Annotated in this window: 14 protein-coding genes; 5 read left to right on the forward strand and 9 right to left on the reverse strand. The window is 69.2% G+C overall.

The window, feature by feature from the left end:
• Positions 1–5: 5 nt before the first annotated feature.
• From G6N30_RS18230 to clpB, 3 genes are all read right to left on the reverse strand, one after another.
• Complete coding sequence (locus G6N30_RS18230; RefSeq protein ID WP_134057762.1) at positions 6–782, reverse strand: SDR family NAD(P)-dependent oxidoreductase; 777 nt, start codon at positions 780–782, stop codon at positions 6–8.
• Between the two features lie 15 nt (positions 783–797).
• The gene (gene ttfA, locus G6N30_RS18235) at positions 798–1,652 is read right to left on the reverse strand and encodes a trehalose monomycolate transport factor TtfA (protein WP_134057764.1); all 855 of its coding nucleotides are present in this window, start codon (positions 1,650–1,652) and stop codon (positions 798–800) included.
• 168 nt (positions 1,653–1,820) lie between these two features.
• Entirely contained in the window at positions 1,821–4,367 is a 2,547-nt protein-coding gene (clpB, locus tag G6N30_RS18240) for an ATP-dependent chaperone ClpB (protein WP_134057766.1), read from the reverse strand.
• A gap of 125 nt (positions 4,368–4,492) precedes the next feature.
• Between clpB and G6N30_RS18245 the strand changes: the two genes are divergently transcribed.
• Positions 4,493–5,677 (forward strand): macrolide family glycosyltransferase, encoded by a 1,185-nt coding sequence (locus tag G6N30_RS18245; RefSeq protein WP_234880263.1) that lies wholly within the window; start codon positions 4,493–4,495, stop codon positions 5,675–5,677.
• Here G6N30_RS18245 and G6N30_RS18250 read toward each other — a convergent pair whose 3' ends face one another.
• Positions 5,678–6,610, reverse strand: a complete 933-nt coding sequence (locus tag G6N30_RS18250) for a putative antibiotic biosynthesis monooxygenase (protein ID WP_179965487.1) — start codon at positions 6,608–6,610, stop codon at positions 5,678–5,680.
• 123 nt (positions 6,611–6,733) lie between these two features.
• On the opposite strand from G6N30_RS18250, the gene G6N30_RS18255 reads away from it, so the two are divergent.
• Positions 6,734–7,399, forward strand: coding sequence for a GAP family protein (locus G6N30_RS18255; RefSeq protein WP_134057768.1), 666 nt, complete (start codon positions 6,734–6,736; stop codon positions 7,397–7,399).
• On the opposite strand, the gene G6N30_RS18260 is transcribed toward G6N30_RS18255, so the two are convergent.
• Positions 7,396–8,022: a TetR/AcrR family transcriptional regulator gene (locus G6N30_RS18260; RefSeq protein ID WP_179965488.1), complete on the reverse strand. Its 627-nt coding sequence runs from the start codon at positions 8,020–8,022 to the stop codon at positions 7,396–7,398. The two genes, G6N30_RS18255 and G6N30_RS18260, sit on opposite strands and share 4 nt — an antisense overlap.
• A 96-nt stretch (positions 8,023–8,118) precedes the next feature.
• On the opposite strand from G6N30_RS18260, the gene G6N30_RS18265 reads away from it, so the two are divergent.
• From G6N30_RS18265 to G6N30_RS18275, 3 genes are read left to right on the forward strand one after another with little or no spacing between them, the layout of a single operon-like run.
• Positions 8,119–9,117: an ABC transporter permease gene (locus tag G6N30_RS18265; RefSeq protein WP_134057770.1), complete on the forward strand. Its 999-nt coding sequence runs from the start codon at positions 8,119–8,121 to the stop codon at positions 9,115–9,117.
• A gap of 16 nt (positions 9,118–9,133) precedes the next feature.
• Positions 9,134–10,300, forward strand: a complete 1,167-nt coding sequence (locus G6N30_RS18270) for an FAD-binding oxidoreductase (RefSeq protein ID WP_134057772.1) — start codon at positions 9,134–9,136, stop codon at positions 10,298–10,300.
• Between the two features lie 22 nt (positions 10,301–10,322).
• The gene (locus G6N30_RS18275) at positions 10,323–11,225 is read left to right on the forward strand and encodes an aldose 1-epimerase (RefSeq protein WP_134057774.1); all 903 of its coding nucleotides are present in this window, start codon (positions 10,323–10,325) and stop codon (positions 11,223–11,225) included.
• Here G6N30_RS18275 and G6N30_RS18280 read toward each other — a convergent pair.
• The 4 genes from G6N30_RS18280 to dnaK are packed head-to-tail and all read right to left on the reverse strand — an operon-like array spanning position 11,222 to position 15,371.
• Positions 11,222–11,611, reverse strand: coding sequence for a heat shock protein transcriptional repressor HspR (locus tag G6N30_RS18280; protein WP_134057776.1), 390 nt, complete (start codon positions 11,609–11,611; stop codon positions 11,222–11,224). The genes G6N30_RS18275 and G6N30_RS18280 overlap by 4 nt on opposite strands.
• A 1-nt stretch (position 11,612) precedes the next feature.
• Entirely contained in the window at positions 11,613–12,809 is a 1,197-nt protein-coding gene (dnaJ, locus tag G6N30_RS18285) for a molecular chaperone DnaJ (protein ID WP_134057778.1), read from the reverse strand.
• Between the two features lie 28 nt (positions 12,810–12,837).
• The gene (gene grpE, locus G6N30_RS18290; RefSeq protein WP_134057780.1) at positions 12,838–13,509 is read right to left on the reverse strand and encodes a nucleotide exchange factor GrpE; all 672 of its coding nucleotides are present in this window, start codon (positions 13,507–13,509) and stop codon (positions 12,838–12,840) included.
• A complete protein-coding gene (dnaK, locus tag G6N30_RS18295; protein ID WP_134057782.1) occupies positions 13,506–15,371 on the reverse strand; it encodes a molecular chaperone DnaK in 1,866 nt (621 codons plus the stop codon). Before dnaK ends, grpE begins: the two co-directional genes overlap by 4 nt.
• Between the last annotated feature and the right edge of the window lie 78 nt (positions 15,372–15,449).

A 15,449-nucleotide genomic window follows, 5' to 3' on the forward strand; every position in this document is an offset into this window, starting at 1 on the left:
GGCGATCAGGTTCGGCCGCGACCGCGGCCCACGGTCCTCGTCATGGCGCGCACCAGATTGCGTGGCATCAGCCGGCTGGCGGTGGTCATCGCCTTGTACTGCAGGCTCGGCACGATCACGACCTTGTCCTTGGCGACGTCGGCGAGGCAGTCACGGACCACGTCGTCGACCTCGAGCCACATCACGGACGGTAGACCGGACATCTCGATACCGGCCCGCTCGTGGAACTCGGTGTGAACGAAGCCGGGGCACAGGGCGTGGACCCCGACGCCGGTGCCACCGAGCCCGTTGGCGAGCCCTTCGGAGAAGGCGATCACCCATGCCTTGGACGCCGAGTACGTCGAGCCCCTGCCGGGCAGCAGGCCGGACACGCTGGCCACGTTGATGACCGTGCCCTTGTGCGCGTCGAGCATCGGCGGCAGGGCGGCGTGGGTCAGCTGCATGACGGCGGTGACGTTGACGTCGAGCTGGGACTGCAGCAGCGCGTAGTCGGCGGTCCAGAACTCGCCGGAGGTGCCGAATCCGGCGTTGTTGACCAGCACCTGAACCCCGGCGGACAACCACTCGGCGACCTTCTCGCGGCCGGCGGCGTCGGCGAGGTCGGCGGGCAGCACCTCGACGGTGGCGCCGGTCCCGGCACGCAGATCCTCGGCGAGGGCCTCGAGGCGGGTCTGGTCGCGGGCGACGAGCACCAGGTCATAGCCATCGGCGGCATAACGCCGCGCGAAGCCCTCACCGAGGCCGGAGGTCGGTCCGGTGATCAGAACGACGGGGCGTGGCATCGCGTATGAGAGTACTCAGCGCTGGAAGTTGGGCGACTGGTGCCCGTTGCGCGCGGGCGGGGTGCGCCGCGCGCTGTCCGGGCGAGCCGCGGGCGGGCCGTCGGGACGGCCGGCCTCGGGACGCTGGGCGTATGGCCGCGCGGGCGGGGCCGCCGGGCCGGGGCGGCCCTGCGGCGGTTCCGGCTGGCGCAGCGGCGCGGGGTTGATCGGGCGGCTCGGTGAACCGCTGCGCCTGGCCACGGCCTGCACCGAATCGGTCTGCGGGATCGGGGGCAGGACGCGGAGCAGGTCGTTGAACTGCCGCACGGTGCGCAGACCCTCGTCCCACTGGGCGCGGGTGCTGGTCACCGGCATGCTGATCAGCGTCCAGTGCTGTTCGTTCCACATGATCTCGGCGCAGTCGGGCGCGGTGTGGGCGAAGGTGACCATGCGGCGGTCGCAGGCGCGGCGGGCGGCGTCGAGGTTGGTGGAGTACACCATCCGGGGGCCGATCGCGCCGAGCAGCCAGATGTCGTTCTCCCGCGGCTCCTTGATGCCCTTGAGCCGCATGTCGACCACGACGTTGGTGCCGACCTTGCGGTGCAGCGCGATGACGGTGGCGACGTCGTCGAGGTCGAAGATGAAGACCGCCTCGCCGCGGATCTGACCGAGCACGACGTTCTTGGCGGTGATGTCACCGACGGTGGACATCACGCCGCGTTTCCAGCGTTTGAGGATGTCGGCGGACTCGTGCTCGTAGTCGAAGCCGTGCGACTTGGCCCACGACTTGCGGCGTCGGCCGAGCCCGCGCCGACGGTCGATGTCGACGTAGAGAAGCACGGCCGCACCCACGAAGCAGAGCGCAGACAGCGTGAACCAGAGCGGGACCATCGGACCTAGCCTACTTGCTGGTACCGCTTTCGCCCGAACTCAAGTTGGTCACAACCGAGTCTCAGACGCACGTGTCCCACAAGCCACAGTGGTCAAACGCCGAGCAGACACAGAATCGCGTTCCCGAGGGTGTGCGGGGGCGATTCTGCGTCTGCTCGCGGTGCTGTCTCAGCCGAGCACGAGCGATTCGCCGTCCGGGCTGACGTTGACCGGCACGATGTCGCCGTCGTGCACATCGCCGGCCAGCAGCATCTTGGCCAGCTGGTCACCGATGGCCTGCTGCACCAGGCGGCGCAGCGGCCGGGCGCCGTAGAGCGGATCGAACCCGCGCTGGGCCAGCCACTTCTTCGCCGGCAGCGACACCTCGAGGTGCAGGCGGCGCTGCGCCAGCCGCTTGGCCAGCTGCTGCAGCTGGATGTCGACGATGGAGACCAGCTCTTCGGGGTTGAGCCCGTCGAAGATGATCACGTCGTCGAGGCGGTTGATGAATTCCGGCTTGAAGGCGGAGCGCACCGCGGCCATCACCATCTCCTCGGATCCACCGGCGCCCAGGTTGGACGTCAGGATCAGGATGGTGTTGCGGAAGTCGACCGTGCGGCCCTGACCGTCGGTCAGCCGGCCCTCGTCGAGCACCTGCAGCAGCACGTCGAACACGTCCGGGTGGGCCTTCTCGATCTCGTCGAACAGCACCACCGTGTACGGGCGACGGCGCACCGCCTCGGTCAGCTGACCGCCCTGGTCGTATCCGATGTAACCCGGGGGCGCGCCGACCAGGCGGGCCACCGAGTGCTTCTCGCCGTACTCGCTCATGTCGATGCGGACCATCGCGCGCTCGTCGTCGAACAGGAACTCCGCCAGCGCCTTGGCCAGCTCGGTCTTACCGACACCGGTCGGCCCGAGGAACATGAACGACCCGGTCGGACGGTTGGGGTCGGCGACCCCGGCGCGGGAACGCCGCACCGCATCGGAGACGGCGGTGACGGCCTTGCGCTGACCGACGACCCGCTTACCCAGCTCGTCCTCCATGCGCAGCAGCTTGGCGGTCTCACCCTCGAGCATGCGGCCCGCGGGGATACCTGTCCACGCCGACACCACCTCGGCGATGTCGTCGGGTCCCACCTCCTCCTTGAGCATGACGTCCTCACGCGCTTCAGCCTGGGGCACCGCGGCGTCGAGTTTCTTCTCGACCTCGGGGATGCGGCCGTAGCGCAGCTCGGCGGCCTTCTCGAGGTTGCCGTCGCGTTCGGCCCGGTCGGCCTCACCGCGCAGCGTCTCGAGCTGCTCCTTGAGTTCGCGGACGATGTCGATGGCGTTCTTCTCGTTCTGCCACCGCGTGGTCAGCTCGGCCAGCTTCTCCTTGTAGTCGGCCAGCTCGCCGCGCAGCTTCTCCAGCCGCTCCTTGGAGGCGTCGTCCTCCTCCTTGGCCAGCGCCATCTCCTCGATCTCGAGGCGACGGACCAGGCGCTCGACCTCGTCGATCTCGACGGGCCGGGAGTCGATCTCCATGCGCAGCCGGGATGCGGCCTCGTCGACCAGGTCGATGGCCTTGTCCGGCAGGAAGCGGGCGGTGATGTAGCGGTCGCTCAACGTCGCGGCCGACACCAGCGCGGAGTCGGTGATGCGCACGCCGTGGTGCACCTCGTAGCGCTCCTTGAGCCCACGCAGGATGCCGACGGTGTCCTCCACCGACGGTTCGCCGACGTAGACCTGCTGGAAGCGACGCTCCAGCGCGGCGTCCTTCTCGATGTACTTGCGGTACTCGTCGAGCGTGGTCGCGCCGACCAGCCGCAGCTCACCGCGGGCGAGCATCGGCTTGATCATGTTGCCGGCGTCCATCGAGGAGTCTCCGGTCGCGCCGGCGCCGACGATGGTGTGCAGCTCGTCGATGAACGTGATGATCTGCCCGGCCGAATTCTTGATGTCGTCGAGGACGGCCTTGAGCCGTTCCTCGAATTCACCTCGATACTTAGAGCCGGCCACCATCGAGCCGAGGTCCAGGGAGACGACGGTCTTGTCGCGCAACGACTCCGGTACGTCGCCGGCGACGATGCGCTGGGCCAGGCCCTCGACGATCGCGGTCTTACCGACGCCGGGTTCGCCGATCAGCACGGGGTTGTTCTTGGTGCGACGGCTCAGCACCTGTACGACGCGGCGGATCTCGGTGTCCCGGCCGATGACCGGGTCGAGCTTGCCTTCACGCGCGCGGGCGGTCAGGTCGGTGGAGTACTTCTCCAGCGCCTGGTAGCTGCCCTCGGGGTCCGGGCTGGTGACGCGGGCGCTGCCGCGGACCTTCACGAACGCCTCACGCAGGGCCTGCGGCGACGCGCCGTGCCCGGTGAGCACCTTCGCGACGTCACTGTCACCGGTGGCCAGGCCGACCATCATGTGTTCGGTGGAGACGTATTCGTCGTCCATCTCGGTGGCGAGCTGCTGGGCTGCGGTGATCGCGGCCAGCGATTCGCGGCTCAGTTGCGGCTGCGCGCTGGCGCCACTGGCGCTGGGCAGCCGGTCGAGGAGGCGCTGCGTCTCGGTGCGAATCGTCGCGGGTTCGACGCCGACGGCCTCCAGAAGGGGTGCGGCAATGCCCTCGTTCTGCGTGAGCAGTGCCATCAACAAGTGGGCGGGCACGATCTGCGGGTTGCCGGCGGCACTGGCCGCCTGCAACGCCGAAGTCAGCGCCGCCTGGGTCTTGGTCGTCGGGTTGAAAGAGTCCACGACACCTCCGATCGTCTGGTTGGAATGCTTCTCGCCTATGTCAACGCGGTCAAGGTTGAGTCTGTTCCGCTCAAGTCTGACAAAATTCCGCGACTTCTGTCCACCGGGATGCGCACAATCGCCGCGTGCACATCTGCGTCGTCGCCGCTTCGGCGCCCAGCCACATGTATCCCCACCTCGCGATGGTCCGGGAACTCGTCAGCCGAGGACACCGGGTCAGCTATGTGGTCGGCGGCCACCTCGCCGGTATCGCCTCGCCGACCGGCGCCACCGTCGTCGCCTGCTCGTCGGTGCTACCGGGCGCTCCCGGCGCCCCGACGGCATGGGCCGACGACGACCCGGTGGCCGGCATGCGACTGTTCCTCGACGAGGCGGTACACGTGCTGCCCCAGCTGCACGAGGCACTCGACGGCGACCGTCCCGACGTGGTGCTCTACGACATCGGCGGCATGGCCGGCCCGGTGGCGGCGCAACGCTGGGGGGTGCCGTGCGCTCAGCTCTCGCCCAGTTACGTGGCGTGGGACGGCTATCACGAGGACATGGCCGATCAGTTGAGCGCGCTGTTCGACAGCCCGTCCGGCGGGGACTACCGGCGCGCGTTCGACGAGTGGCTGACGTCGTCGGGCACGACGCTGACCTACGAACAGGTCACCGGCGCACCGCGGCGATGCCTGGTGCTCATCCCCCGCGCCCTGCAACCGAACGCCGATCGCGTCGGCGACTCCTATCGATTCGTCGGACCCTGTATCGACCCGCACCGCGAAGATCCCGGCGACTGGACGCCACCGCCCGGCGAGGGTCCTCTGCTGCTGACGGCCTTCGGCACCTCCTACACCCGGCGCCCGGACGTCTACCGCAACGCGATCGAGGGGCTGCAGGGCACCGGCTGGCGGATGGTGCTCGCCACCGGCGCCCGGATGACCGCCGACGAACTCGGACCTGTTCCCGATTGGGTGCAGGTTCGCACCGTCGTCCCTCAGCCGGCCGTGCTCGCCCATGCCGACGCCTTTCTCACCCACGCCGGAATGGGTTCGTGCACCGAGGGACTCTGGTACGGCGTGCCGATGGCCGCCGTACCGCAGGCCGTGGACCAGCCCGCGAATGCCGATCAGCTCGAGGCCGCAGGCATCGGCCGACACCTTCGCGCCGACCCGCCCACCCCGCAGGAGATCAGGGAGGCGATCATCGGTCTGGCGTCGGACCCCGTGGTCCGGTTGCGGCTCAACAGCATTCGTGAGGAGACCCGCCGCCACGGCGGACCCGCCCATGCCGCTGACGCGGTCGAGCAGGTGGCCGACGGGCGGTGGTGATCAGCGGTAGTCCCAGTACTGCAGCCACGTGATCGACGCGAAGAGGGTCAGCGTGACGACGTACACCGCGAGCACCACCGCAGCACCGCGCAGCGTGGTCACGAGTCCGGCGCCGTCGACCGGATCGAGCCACCGGCGAAACAGGCTCGTCGCCCCCGGCATCAACCACCACTGCATGAGGACAACGCTGACGACCTGGCTCAGCCACAGCGCCAGCCACGGCTGCACACCCCAGCCGTCCAGTACCGGCCCGAAGAACCGCGACAGCAACATCACCGTCGGGTAGAGCACGAGCATCACCATCATCGCCGACTTCCAGTTCGGCGTCATCCGCAGGCGCCCGTCGTCGACGCGCACCGTGGTGCCGAACGGGGTGGTCTGGCTGAGCGGCGAAAAGTCCTCGGCCAGGCTGCTTCTCAGCTCCGGCAGCGCCTCGGTGCGACGCGCCGACGCCAACCAGTCGGCCAGCTGGCGGTCGGTGCGGAACCGCAGCACAGACAGCCATCCGCCGGCCGCGTCCGGCGGGAAGAGCGCGGTGCCCTCGTAGCCCGGCGCCTCGGCCACCGCGGTGCCGAGACGGCGTTGCGCCGCGACGAACTCCGCCTCCCTTCCGTCGGCGACATCGTGGCGGAACGCCGCGACGCCGTGCGGCGGCGGCGCCTCCGAACTCAGCACCACAGGCGTTGCGGCCCGCCAGAACCCGAGCTCGTGGCCATGCCCGAGCATCTCGGCATGCTGCGGGCTGTCGAGCCAGTGTTCGAGCGAGTCGTCGTCGGCGAACGTCACGGCGACGGCGAGCTCGAAGTCGTCGAGCGCGGCGGATGCGGCGACGAAACCCGGGCACCCGCGGGCGGAGTCGGCGAATGCGTGGGCGTACTCGGCGAATCGGGCGCGGCCGGCGGACGGATGGAAGACGGTCACGCCGGTGGCCATGCGGAAGTCCCCTCGTCGACGACGGCTCACGGTAGCGTGCCGACGCGCGGTGGGGCCGGATTAGCGGCACCCCCGGGCGTTCGCTCACTACGTTGAGTGCGACATCCGAGCGAAGGAGCGCACATGTCGGGCAGTTGGGGTTCGGTGCTGACAGAGCTGATCCCGCTGGCGTTGGTCATCACGCTGTCGCCGCTGTCCGTCATCCCTGCCGTGTTGATGCTGCAGACGCCGCGGCCGCGTCCTACCGCGCTGGCCTTCATGGCGGGCTGGCTGCTCGGCCTCGGCGTCCTGACGGCGGTGTTCGTGGCGGTCTCCGGGGCGATCGGCGGGTTCGAGAAGCCGCCGAGTTGGGCGTCCTGGCTGCGCATCGTGATCGGTGCGGCGCTGGTCGTGTTCGGCGTCGTCCGCTTCGCGCGACGTCGATCCGCGTCCCACCAACCGAAATGGCTGCGCAACCTGACCACCCTCGGCCCGGCGAAGGCGGCCGCCACCGCGGCCGCACTGACGGTCGCGAATCCGAAGGTGCTGTTCCTCTGCGTCGCAGCGGGTCTGGCGATCGGGTCAGCGGGCCTGGGCGGTGCCGTGTGGGCCGCGGTGGTGTATTTCGCCGCGGTCGCCGGGTCGAGTGTCGCCGTGCCGATCCTGGCCTACGCGATGTCCGGTGACCGGTTGGACGCCGCACTCGAGCGGCTGAAGGACTGGATGGAACGCAACCACGCCACCCTGATGGCGGTGATCCTCGTCGTCATCGGACTTCTCGTGTTGTACAAGGGAATTCACGCGCTCTAGGTGGGCAGCCCCAGCTCCGCGGCGTCGGCGGTCAGGTAACGGGTCACCGTCGGGGCGAGCAGCGCGACCAGTTCGTCGCCCGACAGCGTCGCCAGCGGCGGGATCTTCATGACGTACCGCAGCATCGCGGTGCCGACCAACGACGTGGCGGCCAGCATCGCCCGCAGTCGCGCGTGCTCGTCACCGCCCAGTACACCGGAGACCGCGGTGAGCACGTAGGTCTGCATGAAGCTGCGGAACGCCTCGTGAGCCTCGCTGTTCGAGGTGGCGGACTGCAGCATCACCACCATGGACGGACCGGTCTCCGGCGACTCCCAGATCTGCAGGTACACCCGCACCATGCGGGCGCCGACATCCCCGCCGGCTTCCGAGAGCGCGGCGACCAGCAGTTGCGGATCGATGATCAGCCGCAGCGACTCCCGGAACAGGTCGAGCTTGGACCCGAACAGGTAGAGCACCATCGACGGGTCGACGTGGGCGTCGTGGGCGATGGCCCGCAGTGTGGTGCGTTCGTAGCCGTCGCTGGCGAACCTCTTCTTGGCCGCGGTGAGCACCGCCTCCCGCGACACCGGTTCACCTTGGCGGCGGCCGCGGCGACGGGTCGTCTTCGCAGGTGAGGGCATACGTCGACAGTATCATTTCAATTGACGTTGAATAACTGCGTCCGCAGCGCTACGCTCGCAGCACGAAATTCAACGTCTAATGAAAAGGAGCGGGCCATGACAACGACGTCGTCCCCTCGCACCGGCACGCACCACGAACCACCGCCTGCCGTCCGCGCCACCGGCATCGTGGTCGGGCTCTGCGTGGTCATCGCGATCGTCGCGCTGGCCTTCGCGCTGCCTGCCGCGAAATCCGGCCCCCACGACGTCCCGATCGGCATCGCGGGCCCGCAGGCGGCGAACGGTCAGGTGGCGGCGATGCTGGATCAACGTGCCCCCGGTGCGTTCGCGATCACCTACTACCCGGGCGCGGACGCGCTGCGCGACGCCATCCGCGACCGCCAGGTCTACGGCGGGCTGTCCCTCGGACCCGACGGCCGCACCCTTCTGATCGCCAGCGGCGCCAGTCCGGCCGTCGCGCAGGTGCTGACCCAGCTCGGCACGGGCATGGCGGCCCAGACGGGCAGCGCGCCGGTCATCGAGGACGTCGCCCCACTGCCGACGTCCGATCCGCGCGGCACCGGCCTGGCCGCCTCGGCCCTGCCCATCACGTTGGCCGGGATCCTGCCCGCGGTCGCGCTGGTGCTGGCCCTGCGCCGCGAGGTCTGGACGCGGTTGACCGCAACCGTCGTCTTCAGCGGCGTCGCGGCCTGGACGATCGCCGCGCTGCTGTACTACGTGCTGGGCTCGTTCGACCAGAACTTCTGGGGCGTGACGGCCGCGCTCGCCCTCGGCCTGCTCGCGTGCGGTCTACCGGTGCTCGGACTCGGCTCGTTGTTCGGCCGCGTGGGGCTGGCCTGCGGCGCGGTGCTCGCCCTGCTCCTCGGCAATCCACTCTCCGGTCTGAGCAGCGCGCCCGAGATGCTGCCGCGCGGGTGGGGTGAGGTCGGCCAGTGGCTCCCCCAGGGCGCGACCGCGACGCTGCTGCGGTCGGCCGCGTTCTTCGACGGCGCCGGCGCGACGTCGGCGATCGTCGTGGCGATCTGCTGGGCGGTGGCCGGTGCGGCGCTGGTGGCCGTCGCCGCGCTGCGGCAGAAGGAGCACACAGCGAACTGACTTAGACTCGGGCGACGTGGGACTCGACGATCGCGACGCGCTGGCAGTACTGCGCGACGCGGTCGATCCCCGTCGCGGTTCGGACGCCCTGATCGCCGACTTCTACACCCGCTGGTTCGCCGTCGACCTCTCGGTGCGCGACCTGTTCCCGCCGGATATGGCCCGGCAGCGCACGGTGTTCGCCGAGGCGATGACCTGGTTGTTCGGAGAACTGATCGCCCAGCGCGCCGAGGAGCCCGTGGCATTCCTCGCCCAGCTCGGCCGTGACCATCGCAAATACGGTGTGACGCAACGGCATTACGACACCATGGGCGAGGCGTTGTACGCCGCGATGCGCCACCGGCTGGCAGACCAGTGGTCTGATCGGCTGGCCGAGGCGGCGCGCGACACCGTCGCGCTGGCCACCGGGGTGATGCGCGGTGCGGCCGAGGCCGAGGAGGGGCCGCCGTACTGCGACGGCACGGTCATCGAACACATCCGCGCCACCCGCGACGTCTCGGTGGTGCGTCTGCAGTTGGACCAGCCACTGGCCTACCACCCCGGCCAGTACGTGACCGTGCAGGTGCCGCAGTGGCCGCGACGCTGGCGCTACCTCAGCCCCGCGATACCCACCGAGCCCGGCGGCGGCATCGAGTTCCACATCCGGTCGGTGCCGGGCGGCATGGTGAGCACCGCGATCGTCAACGAGACCCGCGTGGGCGACCGGTGGCGGCTGTCGAATCCGCACGGTGCGCTCGCCGTCGACCGCGACGGCGGCGACGTGCTGATGGTGGCAGGCAGCACCGGGCTGGCGCCGCTGCGGACGCTGATCATGGACATGACCCGGTTCGGGGTGAACCCGCGCGTACATCTGTTCTTCGGCGGCCGGTTCCCGTGCGACCTCTACGACCTCACGACGCTGTGGCAGATCGCCTCGACGAACCCGTGGCTGTCGGTGACTCCGGTGTCGGAGTACAGCACCGATCCGCCGTGGGCCGCCGATTACCCGGACCCGACCCCGCCGCGCGGCCTGCACGTCCGCCAGACCGGCCGGCTGTCCGAGGTCGTCACCCGATACGGCAACTGGGGCGATCGGCAGATCCTGATCTGCGGCAGCGCGGCGATGACCGAGGCCACCAAGGCGGCGCTGATCGCCAAAGGCGCACCGCCCGAGCGCATCCAGCACGACCCGCTCACCACCTGAGCCGCCGTGCCACACTGGCGCCATGGCCGAGTACCAACCCATCACCCTGCGCGACCCCTCGTCGTCGGTGACCGCGACGTACGTGCCCGCCGCGGGGATGATCTGCACATCGCTGGCCGCCGACGGTGTCGAGTACCTCGGCCAGCGCCGAGGCGTGGAGGCCTACATCACCAGCGGTAAGACGATGGGCATCCCGATCCTCTACCCGTGGGCGAACCGGTTGAGCGCGACGAAGTACCCGATCGACGGCGCCGTCGTGACGCTCACGCCGGGCGTGGGCGGGGTGCGCACCGACGAGCACGGGGTGCCGATCCACGGGGTGCTGGGCGCGTATGCCGGATGGGTGGTCACCGAGCGGTCCGACCACAGGTTGGTCGCCGACCTGGACTGGGGTGGCACACCGCGACTGCTGGCGGCGTTCCCGTTCCCGCACGTCCTCACCATGACGGTGACGCTGGCCGACCGGGCGCTGACCGTGGAGACCACGGTGGCGCCGTCGTCCGCGGCGCCGGTTCCGCTCTGCTACGGCTACCACCCGTATCTGCAGATCCCCGGTGTCGCGCGGGCGCAGTGGCAATTGCAGACGCCGGCCATGCGCCACCTCCAGGTCGACAGCTGGGGCATCCCGACCGGCGGCACCCAGGAGTGGGCCGGCGGCGATCAACCGCTCGGGGACACCGAACTCGACCACGGGTTCGACCAGGTCGACGAGGGTGCGGTGTTCGTCCTCTCCGGGGGCGACCGGCGGGTCGAGGTGACGTTCGGACAGGGCTATTCGGGCGCGCAGCTCTTCGCGCCCGCCGCCGACGACCTCGTCGCCATCGAACCGATGACCGCGCCCACCGATGCGCTGCGCCGAGGCAACTACCGGATGGCGGCCCCGGGCGAGCCCGAGACCAGCCGGTTCTCGATCAAGGTCGGTTAGCGGCCGCGGCCCTGCCGCGGCTGCCACACGACCAGCGCGGTGCTCTTCGCGGGCACCGCGAGGTCGCGACGCTGGTTGGCCCGCAGCTCCTCGACTTCTCGGACCAGTTCCGAGACGCGCGACTGCAGCGCCTCGACCTGATTGGTCAACTCGATGATGCGTTTGATGCCGGCCAGGTTGACGCCCTCGTCCTGCGACAGCCGCTGTACCTCACGGAGCAGGTCCACGTCGCGTTCCGAATAGCGCCGGCCACCGCCCGAGCTGCGTTGCGGGCTGACCAGACCGAGCCGGTCGTAGGTGCGCAGAGTCTGCGCGTGCATCCCGGCCAGCTCGGCGGCCACCGAAATCAGGAAGGTCCGGGCTTCTCCGTTGCGTTTGGCGGCCATGTCACGCTCCCGACCATCCGGCCCGCGGGTCGAATCCGCTCGCCCGCTCCGCCTTCGCGTAGGCCTCCAGCGCTTCGGCCGCCTCACCCTCGAGATTCGGCGGAACGGCCACCTTCACCGTCACGAGCAGATCGCCGTGTCCGCCACCGCGTTTGGGTACACCGCGGCCGCGCACCCGCAGGATGCGACCGTCCGAGGTGCCCTTGGGCACCCGCACACCGACCTTGCCCTCCAGCGTCGGCACGGAAAGCGTTGTGCCGAGTGCCAGTTCGTGGAAGCTGACCGGCACGGAGACGGTGAGGTCGTCACCGTCACGGCCGAACACCTTGTCGGGGCGCACATGCACGGTCACGTACAGGTCGCCTGACGGTGCGCCGCGCAGACCCGCCTCGCCCTGACCGGCCAACCGGATCCGCTGACCGTCCTCCACCCCCGGGGGGATCCGCACGTTGATGGTGCGGGTCCTGGTGGTGACCCCGGTGCCTTTGCACTCACCGCAGGGGTGCTCGATGATCGAGCCGCTGCCCTTGCACTCGGTGCACGGTTCGGAGAACCCGAACGCCCCCTGGTTGCGGTTGACCACGCCGGCGCCGTTGCAGTTGGGGCACACCTTCGGGCTGGTGCCCGGACGTGCGCCGCTGCCATGGCAATTCGTACACGGGGCGGGGCTGGTCAGCCGCAACGGCATCGCCACACCCTTGGTGGCCTCCAGGAACGACAGTTCGGTCTCGGTCTCGAGGTCGTTGCCGCGCCGCGGCCGGCTGGGCCGCGGCGAGGCACCTCGCCCGAAGAGACCGCCGAACAGGTCGCCGATGTTGGCGCCGCCGGTCTGCCCGGCGGCGTCGAACAGATCGTTGAGGTTGAACTCGACGCCCTCAGAACCGTAGGCACCGCCGCCGCCGAAACCGCCGCCGAATCCTCCACCGCCACCGCCGTTGAAGCGGCCGCGGCCGAATCCGCCGCCGGCGAACAGCCGGCGGGTCTCGTCGTACTCCTTGCGCTTCGCCGGGTCCGAGAGCACGCTGTGCGCCTCGGACACCGCCTTGAACCGCTCGGAAGCAGAGGGATCCGGGTTGGTATCGGGGTGGAGATCACGGGCCAACTTCCGGTAGGCCTTCTTGATCTCGTCCGCGCTGGCGTCAGAGGAGACGCCGAGTTCTTTGTAGAAGTCCTTCTCGACCCACTCGCGTTGGGCCATGCCGCGTCACCTCCTCACCTTTCTCTCGTTATCGGTTGTCTGATTCTGGACTTGATTCTGGGCCCAGGGCGCTCGGAGCGCTGCCGTTCTCGGCCGTGTCGGCCGACGGGACGGTGTCCACGACACCGACCATCGCGTGCCGCACCACCTGTTCGCCGACCTTGTAGCCGCGGCGCATCACGGTGCCCACCACGGGGTGGGTGCCGTCGCCCTCGTGCTGGACGGCTTCGTGCAGGGACGGGTCGAACTCGTCGCCCTCCTCGCCGAAGGCGGTCAGCCCGAGTTGCTCGAGCGCACCGGCCAGCTTGTCGGCCACCGACTTCAGCGGTCCCGACTCGAGGTCGCCGTGGCTGCGGGCACGCTCGAGGTCGTCGAGCACGCCCAGCAACTGGCTGACCACCGCCACCTTCGCGCGGTCGGCGATCATCTGCTGGTCGCGCAGCGTGCGCTTGCGGTAGTTGTCGTACTCCGCCTTCACCCGCTGCAGGGTGCTCTTGAGCTCGGCCACCTCGTCGGTGTCGGTCGCGCTCGCCGGCGCCGGGTCCGGCGCCGGCCCGCTGGATGTCGCCGCCTGAGCGGCTCCAGGGGCCGACGCCGTCGCCGGGTCACGAATCTCGCCGGTCACCGGGTCGATGCGCCGTTTGTCGGTGACGGTCACCGGCTCCTGCGGCTCATTCTCGCCGTTGTGAGGACGGGTCACTTGTTCTCCCGGTCATCGTCGACGACCTCGGCATCAACGACGTCGTCATCGCTGCTGGTGGACGAACCCGCGGCGCCTCCGGCACCACCGGAGCCCTGTTCGGCCTGGGTGGCCTCGTAGATCGCCTGCCCGAGGGCCTGGCTCTCCTCGCCGAGCTTCTCCATCGCCGACTTGATCGCGCCGATATCGGTGCCGGCCAGCGCCGTCTTGGCGTCGGAGATCGCGGAGTCCACCTTGTTGAGGGTGTCCTCGGGAACCTTCGATCCGCCTTCCGCTTCGCGCTGTTCCTTGACGAACTTCTCCGTCTGGTAGACCAGCGTCTCGGCCTGGTTGCGGACGTCGGCCTCCTCGCGGCGCTTGCGGTCCTCCTCGGCGTGCGCCTCGGCGTCCTTGATCATCCGGTCGATCTCTTCCTTGGACAGGCCGGAGCCTTCCTGGATGCGGATCGTGTTCTCCTTGCCGGTGCCCTTGTCCTTCGCGGTGACGTGGACGATGCCGTTGGCGTCGATGTCGAAGGTCACCTCGATCTGGGGCACACCGCGCGGGGCCGGCGGGATGCCGGTCAGCTCGAAGCTGCCGAGCAGCTTGTTGTGCGCGGCGATCTCGCGCTCACCCTGGAACACCTGGATCTGCACGGACGGCTGGTTGTCGTCGGCGGTGGTGAACGTCTCCGACCGCTTGGTCGGGATCGTGGTGTTGCGTTCGATGAGCTTGGTCATCACGCCGCCCTTGGTCTCGATACCGAGCGACAGCGGGGTGACGTCGAGCAGCAGAACGTCTTTCACCTCACCCTTGAGCACACCGGCCTGCAGGGCGGCGCCGACGGCGACGACCTCGTCCGGGTTCACGCCCTTGTTGGGCTCCTTGCCGCCGGTCATCTCCTTGACCAGATCCGAGACGGCGGGCATGCGGGTGGAACCGCCGACCAGCACCACGTGGTCGATGTCGGCGACCGAGATGCCGGCGTCCTTGATCACCTGCTGGAACGGCTTACGGGTGCGGTCCAGCAGATCCTGGGTGATGCGCTGGAACTCGGCGCGGGTGAGCTGCTCGTCGAGGAACAGCGGGTTCTTGTCCGCGTCGACGGTGATGTAGGGCAGGTTGATCGAGGTGCTCTGGCTCGAGGACAGTTCGATCTTGGCCTTCTCGGCGGCCTCACGCAGCCGCTGCATGGCCATCTTGTCCTTGGTCAGGTCGATGCCGCTGGTGCCCTTGAACTTCTCGACCAGCCAGTCGACCACGCGCTGATCCCAGTCGTCACCACCGAGGTGGTTGTCACCGGAGGTGGCGCGCACCTCGACCACGCCTTCGCCGATCTCGAGCAGCGAGACGTCGAAGGTGCCGCCACCGAGGTCGAAGACCAGGATGGTCTGTTCCTTCTCGCCCTTGTCGAGGCCGTAGGCCAGCGCGGCGGCGGTGGGCTCGTTGACGATGCGCAGGACGTTGAGGCCGGCGATCTGGCCGGCTTCCTTGGTCGCCTGACGCTGGGCGTCGTTGAAGTAGGCGGGCACGGTGATCACCGCGTCGGTGATGTCCTCACCGAGGTAGCTCTCGGCGTCGCGCTTCAGCTTCTGCAGCGTGCGCGCGCTGATCTCCTGTGCCGTGTAGTTCTTCCCGTCGATCTCGACGGTCCAGTCGGTGCCCATGTGCCGCTTGACGGACCGAATGGTCCGGTCGACGTTGGTCACCGCCTGGTTCTTGGCGGGCTGTCCGACCAATACCTCACCGTTGCGCGCGAACGCGACGACGGACGGCGTCGTGCGCGAGCCCTCGGAGTTGGCGACGACGACGGGGTCGCCACCCTCCAGCACTGCGACGACGGAGTTGGTGGTCCCGAGGTCGATTCCGACCGCACGAGCCATGTTGATGTCCTCCTTGTTGCCAACTACTACGTTTGTGGGGTCTGAGCGGACCTCACTCAAGACTGCTCCGCCGGAACC

Source organism: Mycolicibacterium litorale (genome assembly GCF_010731695.1).
GTDB classification, from domain to species: domain Bacteria; phylum Actinomycetota; class Actinomycetes; order Mycobacteriales; family Mycobacteriaceae; genus Mycobacterium; species Mycobacterium litorale.